The 15,535-nt window shown below is 63.7% G+C and carries 10 protein-coding genes and 1 riboswitch; of the genes, 4 read left to right on the forward strand and 6 right to left on the reverse strand.

Annotation, left to right across the window (positions count from 1 at the left end; genetic code table 11):
- The first annotated feature begins 64 nt into the window (after positions 1 to 64).
- Together CXY75_RS04270 and CXY75_RS04275 are read left to right on the forward strand one after the other, a co-directional pair.
- Positions 65 to 4,255, forward strand: a complete 4,191-nt coding sequence (locus tag CXY75_RS04270) for a LamG-like jellyroll fold domain-containing protein (protein ID WP_199182363.1) — start codon at positions 65 to 67, stop codon at positions 4,253 to 4,255.
- 59 nt (positions 4,256 to 4,314) lie between these two features.
- Positions 4,315 to 5,400 carry a glycosyltransferase gene (locus tag CXY75_RS04275; protein WP_104081612.1) on the forward strand — a complete coding sequence of 362 codons (1,086 nt, stop codon included), beginning with the start codon at positions 4,315 to 4,317 and terminating at the stop codon, positions 5,398 to 5,400.
- Positions 5,401 to 5,425: 25 nt separating this feature from the next.
- Here the strand turns inward: CXY75_RS04275 and CXY75_RS04280 are convergent, their stop codons facing one another.
- The 5 genes from CXY75_RS04280 to CXY75_RS04300 all read right to left on the reverse strand — a co-directional run bounded on the left by CXY75_RS04280 (position 5,426) and on the right by CXY75_RS04300 (position 11,610).
- Entirely contained in the window at positions 5,426 to 6,430 is a 1,005-nt protein-coding gene (locus CXY75_RS04280) for a glycosyl transferase (protein ID WP_233201723.1), read from the reverse strand.
- Positions 6,430 to 7,887: a polysaccharide biosynthesis tyrosine autokinase gene (locus CXY75_RS04285; RefSeq protein ID WP_158251116.1), complete on the reverse strand. Its 1,458-nt coding sequence runs from the start codon at positions 7,885 to 7,887 to the stop codon at positions 6,430 to 6,432. Before CXY75_RS04285 ends, CXY75_RS04280 begins: the two co-directional genes overlap by 1 nt.
- A gap of 150 nt (positions 7,888 to 8,037) precedes the next feature.
- A complete protein-coding gene (locus CXY75_RS04290) occupies positions 8,038 to 8,811 on the reverse strand; it encodes a CDP-alcohol phosphatidyltransferase family protein (protein ID WP_104081615.1) in 774 nt (257 codons plus the stop codon).
- Positions 8,808 to 10,061, reverse strand: coding sequence for a glycosyltransferase (locus tag CXY75_RS04295; RefSeq protein ID WP_104081616.1), 1,254 nt, complete (start codon positions 10,059 to 10,061; stop codon positions 8,808 to 8,810). Before CXY75_RS04295 ends, CXY75_RS04290 begins: the two co-directional genes overlap by 4 nt.
- A gap of 1 nt (position 10,062) precedes the next feature.
- A complete protein-coding gene (locus CXY75_RS04300) occupies positions 10,063 to 11,610 on the reverse strand; it encodes a sugar transferase (RefSeq protein WP_233201724.1) in 1,548 nt (515 codons plus the stop codon).
- 457 nt (positions 11,611 to 12,067) lie between these two features.
- Between CXY75_RS04300 and CXY75_RS04305 the strand changes: the two genes are divergently transcribed.
- The gene (locus tag CXY75_RS04305; protein WP_104081618.1) at positions 12,068 to 13,117 is read left to right on the forward strand and encodes a dipeptidase; all 1,050 of its coding nucleotides are present in this window, start codon (positions 12,068 to 12,070) and stop codon (positions 13,115 to 13,117) included.
- A gap of 92 nt (positions 13,118 to 13,209) precedes the next feature.
- A riboswitch (guanidine-III (ykkC-III) riboswitch) is annotated at positions 13,210 to 13,274 on the forward strand.
- Positions 13,275 to 13,285: 11 nt separating this feature from the next.
- On the forward strand, positions 13,286 to 13,609 hold the full coding sequence (locus CXY75_RS04310; RefSeq protein WP_104081619.1) for a multidrug efflux SMR transporter: 324 nt from the start codon (positions 13,286 to 13,288) through the stop codon (positions 13,607 to 13,609).
- A 39-nt stretch (positions 13,610 to 13,648) separates the two neighbouring features.
- On the opposite strand, the gene CXY75_RS04315 is transcribed toward CXY75_RS04310, so the two are convergent.
- A complete protein-coding gene (locus CXY75_RS04315; RefSeq protein WP_104081620.1) occupies positions 13,649 to 15,535 on the reverse strand; it encodes a Na+/H+ antiporter in 1,887 nt (628 codons plus the stop codon).

Here is a 15,535-nt window from a genome sequence, read left to right on the forward strand (position 1 = left end):
TTTCGCTCAATCGGCTAGCGAAACGCCGCGACTAGCGCGACTGGCACGGGCCGGCTGGATCGCTGTGGCCACGGTGGTTGCCGTGATCGCGGGAGTACTGATCGCCCCCTCGGTGGCACTGGCCGATTCCGCGCCGATCGACGCCGGCACTCCGGTTACGGTCGCCGCGGATTCACTGCCGACGACACAGATCAACGGTGTCGCCTGGACACAACTCATTGTGGGCAACACGGTATATGTGGGTGGGGAATTCACTCGCTCGCGGCCCGCCGGTTCAGCACGCGGCGTCAACGAAATTGTGCGCAACAACCTGCTCGCCTATAACCTGCGCACCGGAGCGCTCATCTCCACGTTCAACCCCAATGTTAATGGTGCCGTTCGGGCGCTGGTCGCTTCGGCCGACGGCACGCGGATCTTTGCTGGAGGGTCCTTCACCCAGGTCGGTGCGGAGACTCGGTACCGACTGGCGGCCTTCGACACCGCCAGCGGAGACCTGGTTTCTTCCTGGAAGCCGGTCGTGAATGCCCCGGTGAAGGCGCTGGGAATTTTCGGCGACACTGTCTATGCCGGAGGAACCTTCTCGACTGCCAGCGGTCAGGCCCGCACCAGGACGGCCTCGTTCGCTGCGTCTAACGGTGCACTCGGCACCTGGACGGGCCAGCCGGCCGGTGGCGCAGTCAATGCCTTAACCGTCTCACCGGATGGAAGCCGGGTCGTCATCGGCGGTGCATTCACGTCCTATAACGGCAGTTCAAATCCCGGTTACGGCATGGCCGCAACGGATGCCGCCACCGGCGCGTCGCTCCCGTGGAAGGTGAACTCGATCATTCGCAATGGCGGCAAGGACGCCGCCATCCTGAGCCTGACCTCCTCGGAACAGGGCGTCATCGGCACCGGCTATGTCTTCGGCACCGGTGGCACGCTTGAGGGCGCGTTTCGCGCCAGCTGGGATGAGGGCGCGCTGATCTGGGTCGAGGACTGCCACGGCGATACCTATTCGGCCGTGCCAATGGGCGACGTCGTTTACACCACCTCGCACGCGCACTTTTGCGGCAATATTGCCGGTCCGCCGCAGACCGACCCGTGGACATTTCACCGCACGCTGACCTTCACCTCGGAAGCGAAGGGAATCATCACCAGAAACCGCACGGGTGGCTCGTACTACAACTTTGAGGGAACCCCCCGGCCCGACCTGCTGGCCTTCTACCCCGACATTAATTCCGGCACATACACCGGTCAGGGTCAGGGACCGTGGAACATCACCGCGAATGAGGACTACTTGCTGTACGGCGGCGAGTTCACCATCGTCAATAACAAGGGTCAGCAGGGTCTGGCCCGGTTCGCCTCTCGCTCCATCGCCCCGAACAAGGAAGGCCCGCGGGTCACAAATACCTCGTTTGTGGCCGCAGACTTCGTGCCATCCGTTGCGTCATTTATGCCGGGGGGAGCCCGACTGAGCTGGACAACGGCGTTCGATCGCGACAACGAGAACCTCAGCTACGAGGTGCTGCGTGACGGTGCTGCGGTCGCGACCATCGTGGCAGCGTCGACCGATTGGAACCGGCCCAAGCTCAGCTGGAGCGACACTGGGCTGACTCCAGGACACAGCTACGACTATCGCATCCGAGTGACCGATCCTCTTGGCAATAGCCGCACCGGCGCCGTGGCCGCTGTCACGGTTGCAGACGGTGCGAGCGTGAGTGAGTATGCAGCATCCGTTATGGAAGACTCGCCGCGGTCGTACTGGCCGCTCGGCGAAAAGACTGGTTCAACGGCGTTCGACTGGACCGGTGGAGCAGACTTGGATGTGAAGTCGGGAGTGACCCGTAATGTTTCAGGAGCCGTCCCGGAACAGGCCGCCTCACGGTTTGATGGAACGAGCGACGGGTTCGCCTCGACGACAACCGCAGAAGCCCCCCTAAACAACTTCAGCGTCGAAGCATGGGTGAAAACGGAAAGTACCCAAGGCGGAAAAATCGTCGGCTTTGGTGATAAAGCCATCGGTAGCTCGGCCGGATACGACCGACACGTCTATATGGACAACAGTGGCAAGATCTGGTTCGGCGCCTATCCCAACGCGCTTCGTACCATCAATACGAACGACAGCTATAACGATGGGCAATGGCACCACATTGTGGCAAGCCTGAGCCCAGCGGGCATGACCCTGTATGTAGACGGAAAACGGGCGGCGCATCGTTCCGACGTAACGAAAGGACAGACATACCAAGGCTTCTGGCGAATCGGCGGGGACACCCTGAAGAGCTGGCCCGGCCTGCCGACGAGCGGATACGTCGCGGCCGACATCGACGAGGTGGCGCTCTACAGCAACTCGTTGAGCCGCCAGCAGATACTCGACCACTACGTCGCTTCCGGGCGCACCTCCCCGGTTCCGGTGGCGCCCGCCGATGCGTACGGAGCCGCGGTCTACAGCGCCGAACCCGACCTGTACTGGCGGCTGGGCGAGACGGCCGGCACAATGGCTCGCGATGCCGGCCAGCTGGGCAACTCCGGAACCTATTCGGGCACCGTTACCCAGGGAGCACCCGCGCTGATCACGGGAACGACCAACACCGCGGTCACCTTCAACAATGGAATCGTCAGCAGCGACACCCAATTTGTGAACCCGACCACCTATTCGCTCGAAGCGTGGTTCAGCACGACCACAACTCAGGGCGGAAAAATTATCGGTTTCGGTAATAAGAAGACCGGGCTGTCGACCAACTACGACCGTCACGTCTACCTGCAGGATGACGGGCGACTGGTCTTTGGTACCTGGACCGGTACGGCCAACCTGGTCACGTCAGCTGCGACCTATAACGACGGTGTTCGGCACCACGTGGTGGCCGTGCAATCCGCCGCTGGCATGCAGCTGTACGTGGACGGCGCCCTGGTCGGCACGAATCCGCAAGCGGCCGCGCAGGTCTACTCGGGGTTCTGGCGTATTGGCAGCGACCCCACCTGGGGCTCGAGCAGCCCGGCGCTCGCCGGAACGCTCGACGAGGTAGCGGTGTATTCCACCGCCCTGGCGCCGGCGGTCATTGGCCAGCACTATGCGCTCGGAACCGGAGAAAGCCCGGCCAGCAACGTGCCACCGACCGCAGCCTTCGACTCAACCGTCGACGACCTGGCGCTGCAAGTTGACGCGGCGGCGTCATCGGACGCCGACGGGCAGATCACGAGCTATGCGTGGTCGTTTGGGGATGGCGTCAGCGGCACAGCCGTCCAAGCCAGCCACACGTATGCCGATTCTGGAATATATGAGGTTACCTTGACCGTGACCGATGATGCCGGGGCCACATCGGCCGTCACGGAGTCGGTCACGGTGACCGCAGCCGTGGTCGAGCCGCCGGTTGAAGAAAATGCGGCCCCGGTCGCGGCCTTCACGGCGACGGCCACCGATCTCGCGGTCGCCGTCGACGGTGCCGGTTCGAGCGATGCGGACGGCACGATCAGCACCTATACCTGGGCCTGGGGCGACGGGACGACGGAAACCGCAGCCGCAGCAACGGCAACGCACGGCTACGCGGTGGCCGGCACCTATGAGATCCTGCTCACGGTCACCGACGACTCCGGCGCAACCGCGAGCGCGACTCAGAGCGTTGTGGTCACCGATCCGCCGCCGGCTCCAGCAACGGCGTTCGCAGCGGATGCCTTCAGCCGCGCCATCACCGCCGGCCTCGGCACGGCGGACGTCGCCGGCTTGTGGACCACGACGGGATCAGCGGCGAACTACTCGGTAGCTGATGGAACCGCCCAGCTACGTGCCACGCCGGGCAGGATGCTCAACGGCTACCTGACCGCCGTGTCATCCACTGACACCGACCTGACCGTGACAACGGGCGTGCAGCAGGCGGTGACGGGCGGCGCTGTTTACCTCACGGCGATCGGCCGTCGGGTTGGCACAAACGACTATCGGGCACGCGCTAAGTTGCTGGCCTCTGGGGCTGTGCAGGTGCAGCTCCTGCGTTACTCGTCGAGCCTGCGGTCTTTGACCGTACCTGGCCTCAGTTACGCGGCGGGAGATCAGCTGCAGCTTCGGGTGCAAGTCACCGGCACGTCACCGACAACGCTCAAGGCAATGGTATGGAAGTTGGGCGAGCCTGCCCCCGATACGTGGCAGGTCAGCGCGACGGATTCGACGGCCGCACTGCAGCAGGCTGGTTCGATCGGGGTGGCGCTCTACGTGAGCTCCTCGGTCACGGTGAGTCCGATGATCGCGACCTTCGATGACCTGATCGCCGTGTCGCCCCACTAGTGTGCACACACTACGAGTTGTCCGATACCAGACAACGAAGATGAGAGGGACCACGCCAGATGCGAATTGTGACCACGCGGGCAAGGTTGTACCGAACCCTGCGCAGCGCTTATCTTGAGCGTGCCCACGTGTTACCAGAGGCCACCATCCTCTATCGCGTGAAACGCTACGACTTCCACGAATCCCTGGTGGAGGGGCTCACTGTCGTGCAGGCCGGGCCGGTGCGCGCGGCCTGGCTGCTGGCCAGGTCGAAGGTCACCACCCTCGAAATCAACGAACCGCTCATGCTCTCCAGCGTGTGGGGCAGTGCCCTGGCCATCCGCGGTTTACAGGCGCGGTCCCTGCTCGGTGGCCCCCGCGCGACGATCGTCAGCTACGCCATGGAAAACTCAAATCCTCTCGTTCGCCCCGTCGGCGAGGAGGGTCGACTGCGGCGCTTTGCCAACAGCCGCTTGTCGCGGTTTGTCTGGCGGCACACCGATCGCATCGCCTTTGGCACGGATGCTGCGAGAATCACCTATGACGTCGCCCTACGGCGGCCATCGGCTGGAATCACCAGCACCGTCATTCCGGCGTTGCCGGCCCCGTGTGCGTGCCCGCTCGATCCGGGCCCCGGCGAGCCGCGCGTGGTTTTTCTCGGAGCCCTCGTGGCCCGGAAGGGTTTTCCCGACCTGCTTGCGGCCTGGCCGAGCGTCACAGCTCTCATTCCCACAGCTCGGCTGACCATTATCGGCAAGGGGGCGCTCGAAGACCGAGCGCGCCAGGCCGCAGAGCAGGACCCGTCGATAGAGCTCATCATCGACCCGCCACGGAGTGAAATTCACGGGTACCTGCGGCGCGCGAGCGTACTCACCCTGCCGTCTCAACCAACGGCAACGTGGCGCGAGCAAATAGGTCTCCCCATCGTCGAGGGTCTCGCACACGGGTGCAATATCGTCACGACGTCGGAGACTGGCCTCGCAAACTGGCTCACCGAGCACGGGCACGACGTCGTCGCGCCGGGGGCCGGGGTTCCAGCCCTCGCAACGGCGGTCGTACACGCCCTGCAGAAACGGGTAGGAAGTGGCGCAGCAGCCGTGGCAGATCTGCCGAAGGTTGACGGGCGTCTAGCTGCAGACGCCTGGATGTTCGTCGGGGCACGCTAGAAAAACCGAGTTCGATGCGCGGACCTCAGCGCGCTCGAACGGCGCGCACCGCACACTCGTACGCCTCCACATGCGCGGCCACTCCGGTCTGCCAGGAGCGGGCCGACAGTTCGGGCTGCGCTGCACGGCGCGGGCTGCGCACGGCGGCAAGCGCGTCGGTGAGGGCCTGAGGCGAGAGTGCTCCCGGGTAGGTCACTACCCAATCGCCGCCGACCTCGAGCGCCAGAGCCTCGGTCACGACGTTCCGCGGCACCAAAACGGGGCGGCCCAGAGACAACGCCAACAGAGCGGCTCCTGAATTGTGCATTTCTTGGTAGGGAAGAACGACCAGCTCGGCCTCGCCGATCTCGCGGGCGAGCGTCTCGTCGCTCGCGTAGCCCAGGCTGAAGACGATGCGGGGGTCTCCGGCTGCCAGGGCTGCCAGCGTTCGGGCCAGCTCTGGAGTGTGGGGCTGACCGACAATTCGTAACGTCGCGGACTCAGCTGCGGCATCCGCTCGCGACGTGAAGCAGTCGATGAGGGTATCGATTCCCTTATAGGGGCGGATGAGGCCGAAATAGAGCAGACGCCCGGGAACAGTCGACGTGCAGGGGTAGTCGGCATACCACTCGCGATAGTCGCCGTGCGCGATGGTGCGTTCGAGTGTGCCAGCCGGCAGCGGAGTGAACGGGTTGAGCCGAATCCAGAGGGTGGTGCGGCGGTCGAACCCGTGCAGCAGGCGCCGCTCGGTTGGCGAATTCTCTTCGTGGCTGCGCAGATTGTGCAGCGTACGCACCACGGCCGTGTGGCGTAGCCGCAGTCGCGTCAGCAGGAGTGCGAACAGCAGGTGCCGGGCCAAAGCCCGAGCCGGAGTGCGACCCTGCAGCAGGATCTCCGGCCAGTGCACGTGAAACACGTCATAGGGCGCCGTCAGCGCGCGCCACCAAGAGAATCCGTCGACCTGCACGTGCTGGCGCAGCCCCCGGTCGAGTTGCACGAGGTAGGGGTTGGTCGTGGTGCGGCCCTCCGGAAACGACTGGAGGACGCGCACTATTTGGTCCGCGCCGATTCGGGGTCGCGGCGGCCGGAATCATCAAACGCGGCCTTGGGCGCCCTGGTAGCCGTGACCCGGTTGATCGGACCGGTCATCGGCGTCGACGCGCCAATCATTGGCGTCAGCGGCCCGTAATAGACGTCCGCGCGGTGTTCGCGCACCTGGTTGAGCACGACGCCTAGAATGCGAGCATTGACGGCTTCGAGCGACTCGAGGGTGGTTGTGAGCTGCTGGCGTGTGGTTGCCTTGTAGCGGGCCACGACGATGGCACCGTCGGTGAGGCGGGACAGCCCGAGGGCGTCGCTCGCCGGAAGTAGCGGCGGGGAATCAACGACGATGAAGTCGTAGTCCTCGAGCAGGCGCTTCATGAGCGTTTTCATCGCGGCCGAACCGAGCAGTTGCCCAGGATTAGGCGGCACAGCGCCGGAGGGAAGCACGTCGATTCCATCCGACCAGCGCACGATGGCGTCTTCTGGTCCAACATCACCGAGCAGAATTGTGGTGAGGCCGACATCGCCCTCAAGGTCGCACAGCTCGGCAATCGACGGGCGTCGCAGGTCGGCATCGATCAACAGCACTCGAGTGGAGCGCTCCGCCATGGCAAGAGCCAGGTTGATTGCGGTCGTTGATTTTCCGTCGCGCGTGACTGCGGAGGTGACGACGGCGCTGCGCGGCGGGCTATCGACGTCGATGAATTCGAGGTTGGCGCGCACCCGGCGGTAGGCCTCGGCGAGTGCGCTGTGCGGCATTACCCGCATGACCAGGCCCGCTGGGTCGGTGCGTCGTTTGCGGCCGACCATGCCGAGCAGCGGGTTGGACGAGACCCGGTCGAGGTCCTTTTCCGTACTGACCCTGGTATCAAGCACTTCCCGGGCCAAGGCGTAGAGAATGCCGAGCATGAGTCCAACCAGCGCGCCGGTCAGCACGATCAATTCGGTATTGGGCGCGAACGGATCGGCCGGCAGTTGCGCGGGAGACACCGTCTTTACCGAGATCGACGGCAGGTTGTCTGGGCCTGTGGGCGCCAGCGTCTCGACAGTCGTGGCCAGAGACCGCGAAACAGCATCGGCCAGCATCACGGCCTCAGCCGCTGACCGGCTGGTGACGGTGATATTGATGAAAACGGTATTGAGCGGCGTGACGGCGGTCACACGTGACGCGAGGGCCTGGGTGGTCGTATCCAACCGCAGTCGGGTAATGACCGGGCCGAGCACGGTCGGTGTTGTTGCGAGCTGGGCGTAGGACTGAACAAGATTCTGCGTGAAAGTGGATGTCTGCAGTAACTCGCTCGTGGTCTCTCCACGGTCGCTCGTGACGAAAACGCTGTTGGTGGCCTGATACTGCTCGGGCAGGGTGGCCGAGTAGCCCCACGCTGCAGCGCCACCGAGCAGTCCGACAATAAGGATGAGCAACCATCGTCTCGTGATGGTCCTCAGATAGTCGATAGGTTCCACAGCATTTCTCCGTTCGGTTGCGCACACACTACAGTCAAGCTGATCAAACCTCACACTCATTGCCCCGAAGCGCACCCCCCAGTAAGAGGGATTCCACTGGCAATCCACCGCAGCGGTGGACAGCGCGGCCCTATTAGAGCGGATGCTCAGCTACGGCCGGGTCGCGCCAGCGCCCGCCAGCGCGGTCATATCCCGAAACCATTTACTCAGGGCGAGGACGAGATAGAGCCCATTGGCCACGAAAAGAACTGCGTACAGCCCGAAGAACAAGATCGGAGCGCCGAGCAAGACGAAGGCCAAGCAGAGTACCCCGTAGTCGGTGGGCACCCCGAGGAGCGAGCGCAGGAAGGTGCGCGGGGCTGTCGATAACGGGGCCAGTGGAGCGTGCTTGGCTTTGAGTAGGTCGTTTAGGATCATGGCGAAGAATGACACGGCCGCGACCGCGGTGAATCCGATCGGAACCAGCAGCCAGGCCGGGTCGTTGAGGGCAAAATGGGTGAACGCGGTGATCAGGACGGCCAGGTGCAGGGTTGAAATTTTAATGGCGTCGATCACATGGTCGAGCCATTCGCCGGACGGTGAGCCACCGCCGCGCAAACGGGCGACTTGGCCGTCGGCCGAGTCGAAGGCGTAGCCGATGGCCAGCAGCAGCCAGACGACGATGCCGAGTAGCCAGCTCGGCTCGACGATCGCGAGCAGCCCGATGGCGGAAAAGGTGAAAACGGCACTGATGGTCGTGACGTTATTGGGGGTGAGTCCCAGTCGATAGGCGCCGGCCGCGAGGTAACGGCCGACCCGGCGGTTCACGTAGATCGAATAGGCCGGCGCCCCGCGGGCGGCCGTCTTCTGGGCCGAGGACAGCCGCCGCACGGTCTCGAAGTACGTTTCGGACGACCGAACGGTTCGAGCTGGAGCGCTGGTCATAGTGGGATCCCCCTGGACGGTGTTGGTGACGGTTGTCGACTGAGGGTGTCTGGAAGGCTCCAGGTTGACGCGCCGGCGCGTCTGCTGCTCTGCTGGTGCGTACTGTGGCCCACGGACACTCTGCGGGCGAGGCCTTCGTAGCTCCCCGTGACGCTGTCCCAGTTATAGAGCTTCGCTGCGCGTGCCTGAAGTGCCAGGCCGACCTCGGCGACCATGGCGGGGTTCACCTCCGAGTCCTCGATCAGGGCTGCGACCGAGTCAGCGTGGTTGAAATAGGAGCCGTGAGAGCCGAGCACCTCCCGGTTGAAAATGACGTCCCAGGCGATCACCTTGGTGCCGGCGCCCATCGCTCGCAGCAGTGACGGGTTCGTGCCACCAACGGAGTGCCCGTGTAGGTACGTGCTCGCATGCGTGTACAGCTGGTCGAGCTGGTCCTGATCCCAGACGCTTCCGAGCAGGCGAATGCGGGAATCCGACGCTGCCAAGTCGGCAATGCGGTTGGTGTGGTCAAGCGCGTAGGGAGCAGAGCCAACCACAACGAGCGGAAGACGAGCTCCGCTCGCACGATACCCTTCGACGATCACGTCTACGTGGTTTTCCGGCTCAAACCGAGCGACGACGAGGTGGTAACCGCCGGGACGGAGTCCAAGCTCGGCGAGCCGATCTGTGGGGGTATCCCGCAGAATTTTGGTGCCGTAGGAGATGAGTTCGGTGGGTACCCCGAACTCGTCCTGGTAGTAGTTCACAATTCCTTGCGCATCGGCGATGAGGGCATCCGCTTCACGAACGGCTACCTCCTCAGCCCAGCGATAGTAGCGGCGGCCGGCTCCGCCCCATTTGTCGCGTTTCCATTCGAGCCCGTCAACGTGCACAACGCTGGGGATGCCGCGTAATCGCAGCAGCGGAACAAAGGGAGAATTGGCGGCATTGAAGACGAACGCGACGTCGGGACGGCCATGGGTGATCGCGTGCAGCACCGACAGCAGGGTGTGGCTGAGGGTTTCGAGAGTTTTATGCCGTAGCGCTGGCAGCTCGACCAGCCTCATACCGAGATACTCTTTTGGCGCCGGTTGGGCGGCGCGACGGCAGTACACGGTGACGTCGTGGCCGCGGTCGACCAGGCGGCGCCCGATTTCTTCGACGGCCGTTTCGAATCCGCCGTATGCCGCGGGTACTCCTCTGGTGCCGATCATTGCTATGGTCAGGCGCTTGTGGCTGGGCGGCGCAGTCTGTTCGGTCCCTGCGGTCATGTCAATATGCCCCTACTGGTTGAATGACGGTCTTGAAGGTGCGCCAAATGATCATGAGGTCGCCCGTCAACGACCAGTTCTCGACGTAGTACAGGTCGAGCCGAACGCTGTCTTCCCAGCTGAGGTTGGAACGCCCGCTGACCTGCCACATGCCGGTGAGACCGGGCTTGATGTACAGGCGGCGGTACACGTGCGTCTCGTAGCCCTGCACCTCTTCGGGAAGAGGAGGGCGAGGGCCAACCAGGCTCATGTCGCCAACGAAGATGTTCCACAACTGGGGCAGCTCGTCGAGCGAGTACTTGCGTAGCACGCGACCGATTTTGGTGATGCGCGGGTCGTTGCGGATCTTGAACAGCACGCCGGAAGCCTCGTTCTGATCGAGGAGGCCGGCCAGATCGTCTTCGGCGGTCTGCACCATGGAGCGGAACTTGATCATGCGAAAGGTTTGGCCGTTGCGGCCGCAGCGTTCCTGGCGAAACAGTACCGGTCCGGCGCTGTCGAGCTTGATCAGCGCGGCGATGACACCCAGCAGGGGGAGCAACGCCACAATCGCGAATCCGGTCGTGACGATATCGAGGGTGCGTTTGAGGGCGTGTCGGCCGCCCTCGAAACGCGGGATTTCGACGTGAATCAGTGGGAGGCCATCAACCGGACGAAAGTGGATGCGGGGACCGGCGACATCCGTCAGCCGGCTCGATAAAACAAGTTCCGCCGACGTGCCCTCGAGGTCCCAGCCGAGGTTGCGAATGTAGGAGCTCCCGCCGCTGGGCTGCCCGGCAACAATGACGGTGTCGACGCCCATGGCTGCAGCTGCGGCGGCGACGTGCTCGAGGTCGGATACGATCGGAATCATTCGGTCGCCAGCAGCTATGTCGGCGCTATCGCTGTCTTCGAGCGCTGCCCCGACGATGTAGTACGCCGCGCCGGACTTGGTGTCGATTTGACTGACGACATACTCAACGTCTTCACGATTTCCCACGACGATGACGCGGGCCAGGTAATGACCAAACCTGCGCTGGTGCAGCAGCCATTTGCGCCACAACCACCGTTCCAACACGAGAGCGACGATGCCCAGCGGTAGCGCGAGAATGAAAAAGAGGCGGGCGATGTCGACCTGCAAGATGAGAAAGGCGATGGCGAGCATGCCGAAGGTGACAGCGCTCGCATTGACGACCTGTTTGTACTCGTGGGCTCCCACGCCGACGACGCGCGAGTCGCGGGTGTGAAACAGCTCGAGGGCGACCAGCCAGGTCGCGATGATCAGCAGGGATACGAGCCAATAATTGGCGCTGAACGATCCGGGCACAGCCGGAATGCCGCGCACGCCGAATCGAAATACCAGTGCAACACCAACGGCCAGGAATATGACGGCCACATCGGTCAGTCTGAGCTTGGTGCGGTAGCGCCGCGCCCAGATGAGCCCGGACGACGGAGTGTCGATCGCCATGTCGCCGGGGGCCGGCGTAGCGGATTCGACCAGGTGGAGTTTTGGTGCGCGCGGAAGGGGCGTGCGTGCCGGTATCGGTACGGGGGAGTCGGGTTCACTCATGGGAGTCCGTCACAGGAGACCTGGTCATGGCCGTGAACGGCGCGGTCAAAGCTGGCGTGGGGAAGCCGAATCGGGCGCTGAGTCGGCGGTGAGCTGTGTGTGTCACGTGTGCATTCCCTGCAGTCGGGTTTAAGGGAACAGGTGGTCTAAGCGACAAGATGACGCTGCTGGCACTTGTCACTCGGTAGAGCGCGGACGTGAAGCTGATTCTTTCTCAGCAACTTACTGGCAGAGACTACCCCGTTTCAAGTCGGCGTCGCTGTAACCTCAACTGGGGGGCAAAATCTCCCCCTGGGGGAAGTAGTCCCGCGCACGCCGTGTTTGTATCGCCATGAAGGGTACTGGCGGCACCTGGCGTGCGGGATTAGGGGTCTGATCCGGTATTCCCGGTAGGGGAGCGCCGCTCGGCGCGGGCCGTAGGCTGAACGGAGCCCACTGATGTGCGGAAAGAGTGCCCATGATCGAAAACATTCCGAAATTTGCCGTCGTTGACGGACACAACGATCTCGCCTGGGCCTGTCGGGAACACCGCGACTATTCCGTCGCCGGGCTCGACTCCGAGCACGATTCCGGGCGCAGCACGCTGCAAACGGATGTCCCGAAGCTACGCCGAGGCGGCGTGCAGGGCCAGTTCTGGTCTGTGTGGGTGCACACCGACCTCGACGGCACCGATTCGGTACAGGCCACGCTCGAGCAAATCGACTTCATTTACCGCATGATCGCGGCGTACCCCGATGATTTCGAGCTTGCCGTCACCGCCGACGACGTCGAGCGAGTGCAGCACAGCGGTCGCATCGCCTCGCTGCTCGGGGTCGAGGGCGGCAACCAGATAAACAATTCATTGGCCGTGCTGCGCCAATATGCCCGACTGGGCGTGCGTTACCTGACACTGACCTGGAACTCGTCAACCGAGTGGGCCGACGCGGCGGTCGGCGACGTGACCCACAACGGCATAAACGAGCGAGGCCGGGCCGTCATTGCCGAAATGAATCGCATCGGCATGATGATCGACCTCTCACACGTCTCGGCCGCGACCATGCAGGACGCCCTCGATACCACGGTGTTGCCCCTCATCTTCAGCCACTCCTCGTGTTTTGCGCTCAATCCGCACCCGCGCAACGTACCGGATGCCATTCTCACCCAGCTGGCAGTCAACGGCGGCGTGCAAATGATCACCTTCGTACCGGCGTTCATCTCCGCCGACTATCGACGATGGGAAGACGGAGGCTCGGTGGGAGACAAACCGCTCGTAACGGTTGCGCACGTCGCCGACCACGTCGAGCACGCCCGCAGCGTGGCCGGCGTTGATCACATCGGACTCGGCGGCGACTTCGACGGGTGCCCCGACATGCCGGTCGGGCTGGCCGACGTGTCGGAATACCCGAACCTCTTCTGTGAACTATCCCGGCGGGGCTGGAGTGACGCCGACCTCGCAAAGCTTGGCTACCAGAACGTACTGCGCGTGCTGCGTGCCAACGACCCCGCCTACCGCGCGTTCGTCGGGTAGCCGGCGACCCGCAGAACGGATGCCGCGGCATCCGTTCTGCGCTGCGCGCCGGTTCTGCACAGGCGTTGCCCAGTCGGTCTGTTTATGGTCAGGGGAGGTCGTGGAGTGCGACCCCGGACGATGGCTCAGTACCCGGAACACGACAAGACTGACCGAGGAGTGTTAGTCATGTCGTGGATCGTACTTATTGCGTCCGGAGTACTGGAAGCGGTCTGGGCGACGGCGCTCGGTAAATCCGAGGGCTTTTCCAAATTGTGGCCCACCGTGATTTTTGGTGGAGCGCTCGCGCTCAGCATGGCTGGCCTGGCCTGGGCGATGCGGGAGATCCCGATTGGAACGGCCTACGCCGTCTGGGTGGGGATCGGCGCGGCCCTGACGGTGGCCTGGGCCATGATCAGCGGGGATGCCAGCGTGTCCTGGCTGAAGATCGCCCTGCTGGTCGGTCTGATCGGCTGCATCGTCGGCCTCAAGCTCGTCGATACCCCGCACTGACCTGCAGGCAGGTTCCCCGGGTGTGTGCACGAGAACGTGCTAGCCGAGGAGCTCGTCAACGTAACACCAGCGCCAGGATTCCCGTGGCTCGGCGCTGCACATGGTGGCGTGGGCGGACTGTTGGAAATGCTTCGTTGCGTGCTTTCCCGTTGACGAATCGCAGCACCCCACGTTTCCGCAGGTCAAACACATTCGAAGGTGCACAGGCGCTGTGCCCTCGCGCACGCAGTCGCTGCATTGCGGATCCGGCGGCACTGGATGCTCACCGGCTGCCTGTAAGTGCTCGCAGCCGCCCACGCCCCGGGGGACTCCTCCGGTGTCTGGACGGGTTTCGGTGCGCGAGTCGCGGTCAGCATCCTCTGGCGCGGAGTCCAACATCGATTCCTCAACGTCGAGCATGTCCAGAACTTCACTGATCACTTCGTGGGCGTATGCGCCGGTGCGGCGCAGTTTCAAAATTCTGTCACGCTCCGCATCGAGCATATTCAGCCGTAGCTGTACATAACGCTTGCTGGGAGTGCGGTCCGCAAGCTCCGATCGTCCGAGGCGTTCCCAGGCTGCTCGGTTGCGTTCTTGTGTGCGGCGTTCGAGCATGGCCAGCACCTCCGGCGAATCGTCGGGGCGGGCATGCTGGCGCAGATTTTCGATCCCGGCGGCGGTGGCCTGATCCATTAGGGCGGCCTGACTGAGCGCATCCGCGTGCGTATCTGGGCCGTGCACGCCGAGGATGCGTACCAGCGATGGCAGGGTGAGGCCCTGCACAACCAGCGTTCCGGCCACCACCACCAGGGCTGCGAGAACGAGGACGGGGCGGTGTGCGACGTCTGCAGGCAGGGCGAAAACGGCAGCCAGTGTGACCACGCCGCGCATACCGGCCCAGGACACGATGGTGGGCAACTGCCAGGGCGGTGCGGGGTCAACTCTGCGTATTCGGGGTATCAGCCGAGGCAGATAAATTGCGGGGAACACCCAGACCGGCCGCAATACGAGAACCGCGACGAGTATGACAGCACAGGTACCCCAGATTCGCGCGGCGCCGAGTGAATCGCCCGAGGTCGCCTCAATGATTGAGCGCACCTGCAACCCGATCAGCAGAAAGACAGAGTTCTCGAGCAGAAACTGCACAGTGGCCCAGTTGCTGCGCTGGCTCAATCGCGAGGCGCCGCCGGGCATGGCGGGCGTCTTGGTGCCGATTACGAGGCCGGCCACGACAACAGCCAACACGCCAGATGCGTGGATCGCCTCCGCTGGAATATAGGCCACGAATGGAGCAGCTAAGGACATGGACGTGTTTATGGCCACATTGCGCACTCGTCGTCGAATCTGCAGTAGAAGCCATGCCGCGATCAGGCCGATCACGACACCGCCACTGGCCGCAAAAACGATGTCAGACGCCACTTGCCAGACGGTGACGCTGCCCCCGATGGCAACGATCGCCGTGCGAAGAAGTACCAGCGCAACCGCATCGTTGACCAGCGACTCACCCTCCAGAAGGCCAACGACCCGGCGTGGCAGCCCCACTCGGCGGGCGATCGTGGTTGCCGCTACCGCGTCGGGTGGAGCTACCACCGCGCCCAGGGCGAACGCCGCCGCCAGAGGAATCTCCGGGATCAGCCACCAGACGATGAGGCCGATGGCCACGGTGCCGAAAATGACGTAGCCGACTGACATCAGGCTGATCGAACGCAGGTTCGTGCGGAACTCGACCAGGGAGGTGCGGATGGCGGCTGCGTAGAGCAGTGGCGGCAGGATTCCCACCAACACCAGTTCCGGATCCAGCTCTACCGGTGCAATGAACGGCAGGTATGAGCCGATGACTCCGATGACCACCAGGAGTAGCGGAAGGGACAGGTTCAGACGTCTAGCGAGTGCACTGGCGGCGCAGACGACGGCGACGAGAGTGAGCAGACCGAGTGAGACATCCAT

Origin of the sequence: Cryobacterium sp. Y11 (genome assembly GCF_002929535.1) — a bacterium.
Classification (GTDB): Bacteria; Actinomycetota; Actinomycetes; order Actinomycetales; family Microbacteriaceae; genus Cryobacterium.

Bases quoted from the DNA above. Each gene is read 5' to 3' on its own strand.
- CXY75_RS04275 (WP_104081612.1), top strand. From the start codon at position 4,315: ATGCGAATTGTGACCACGCGGGCAAGGTTGTACCGAACCCTGCGCAGC.
- CXY75_RS04290 (WP_104081615.1), bottom strand. From the start codon at position 8,811: ATGACCAGCGCTCCAGCTCGAACCGTTCGGTCGTCCGAAACGTACTTC.
- CXY75_RS04295 (WP_104081616.1), bottom strand. From the start codon at position 10,061: ATGACCGCAGGGACCGAACAGACTGCGCCGCCCAGCCACAAGCGCCTG.
- CXY75_RS04300 (WP_233201724.1), bottom strand. From the start codon at position 11,610: ATGAGTGAACCCGACTCCCCCGTACCGATACCGGCACGCACGCCCCTT.
- CXY75_RS04305 (WP_104081618.1), top strand. From the start codon at position 12,068: ATGATCGAAAACATTCCGAAATTTGCCGTCGTTGACGGACACAACGAT.
- CXY75_RS04310 (WP_104081619.1), top strand. From the start codon at position 13,286: ATGTCGTGGATCGTACTTATTGCGTCCGGAGTACTGGAAGCGGTCTGG.
- CXY75_RS04315 (WP_104081620.1), bottom strand. From the start codon at position 15,535: ATGGATGTCTCACTCGGTCTGCTCACTCTCGTCGCCGTCGTCTGCGCC.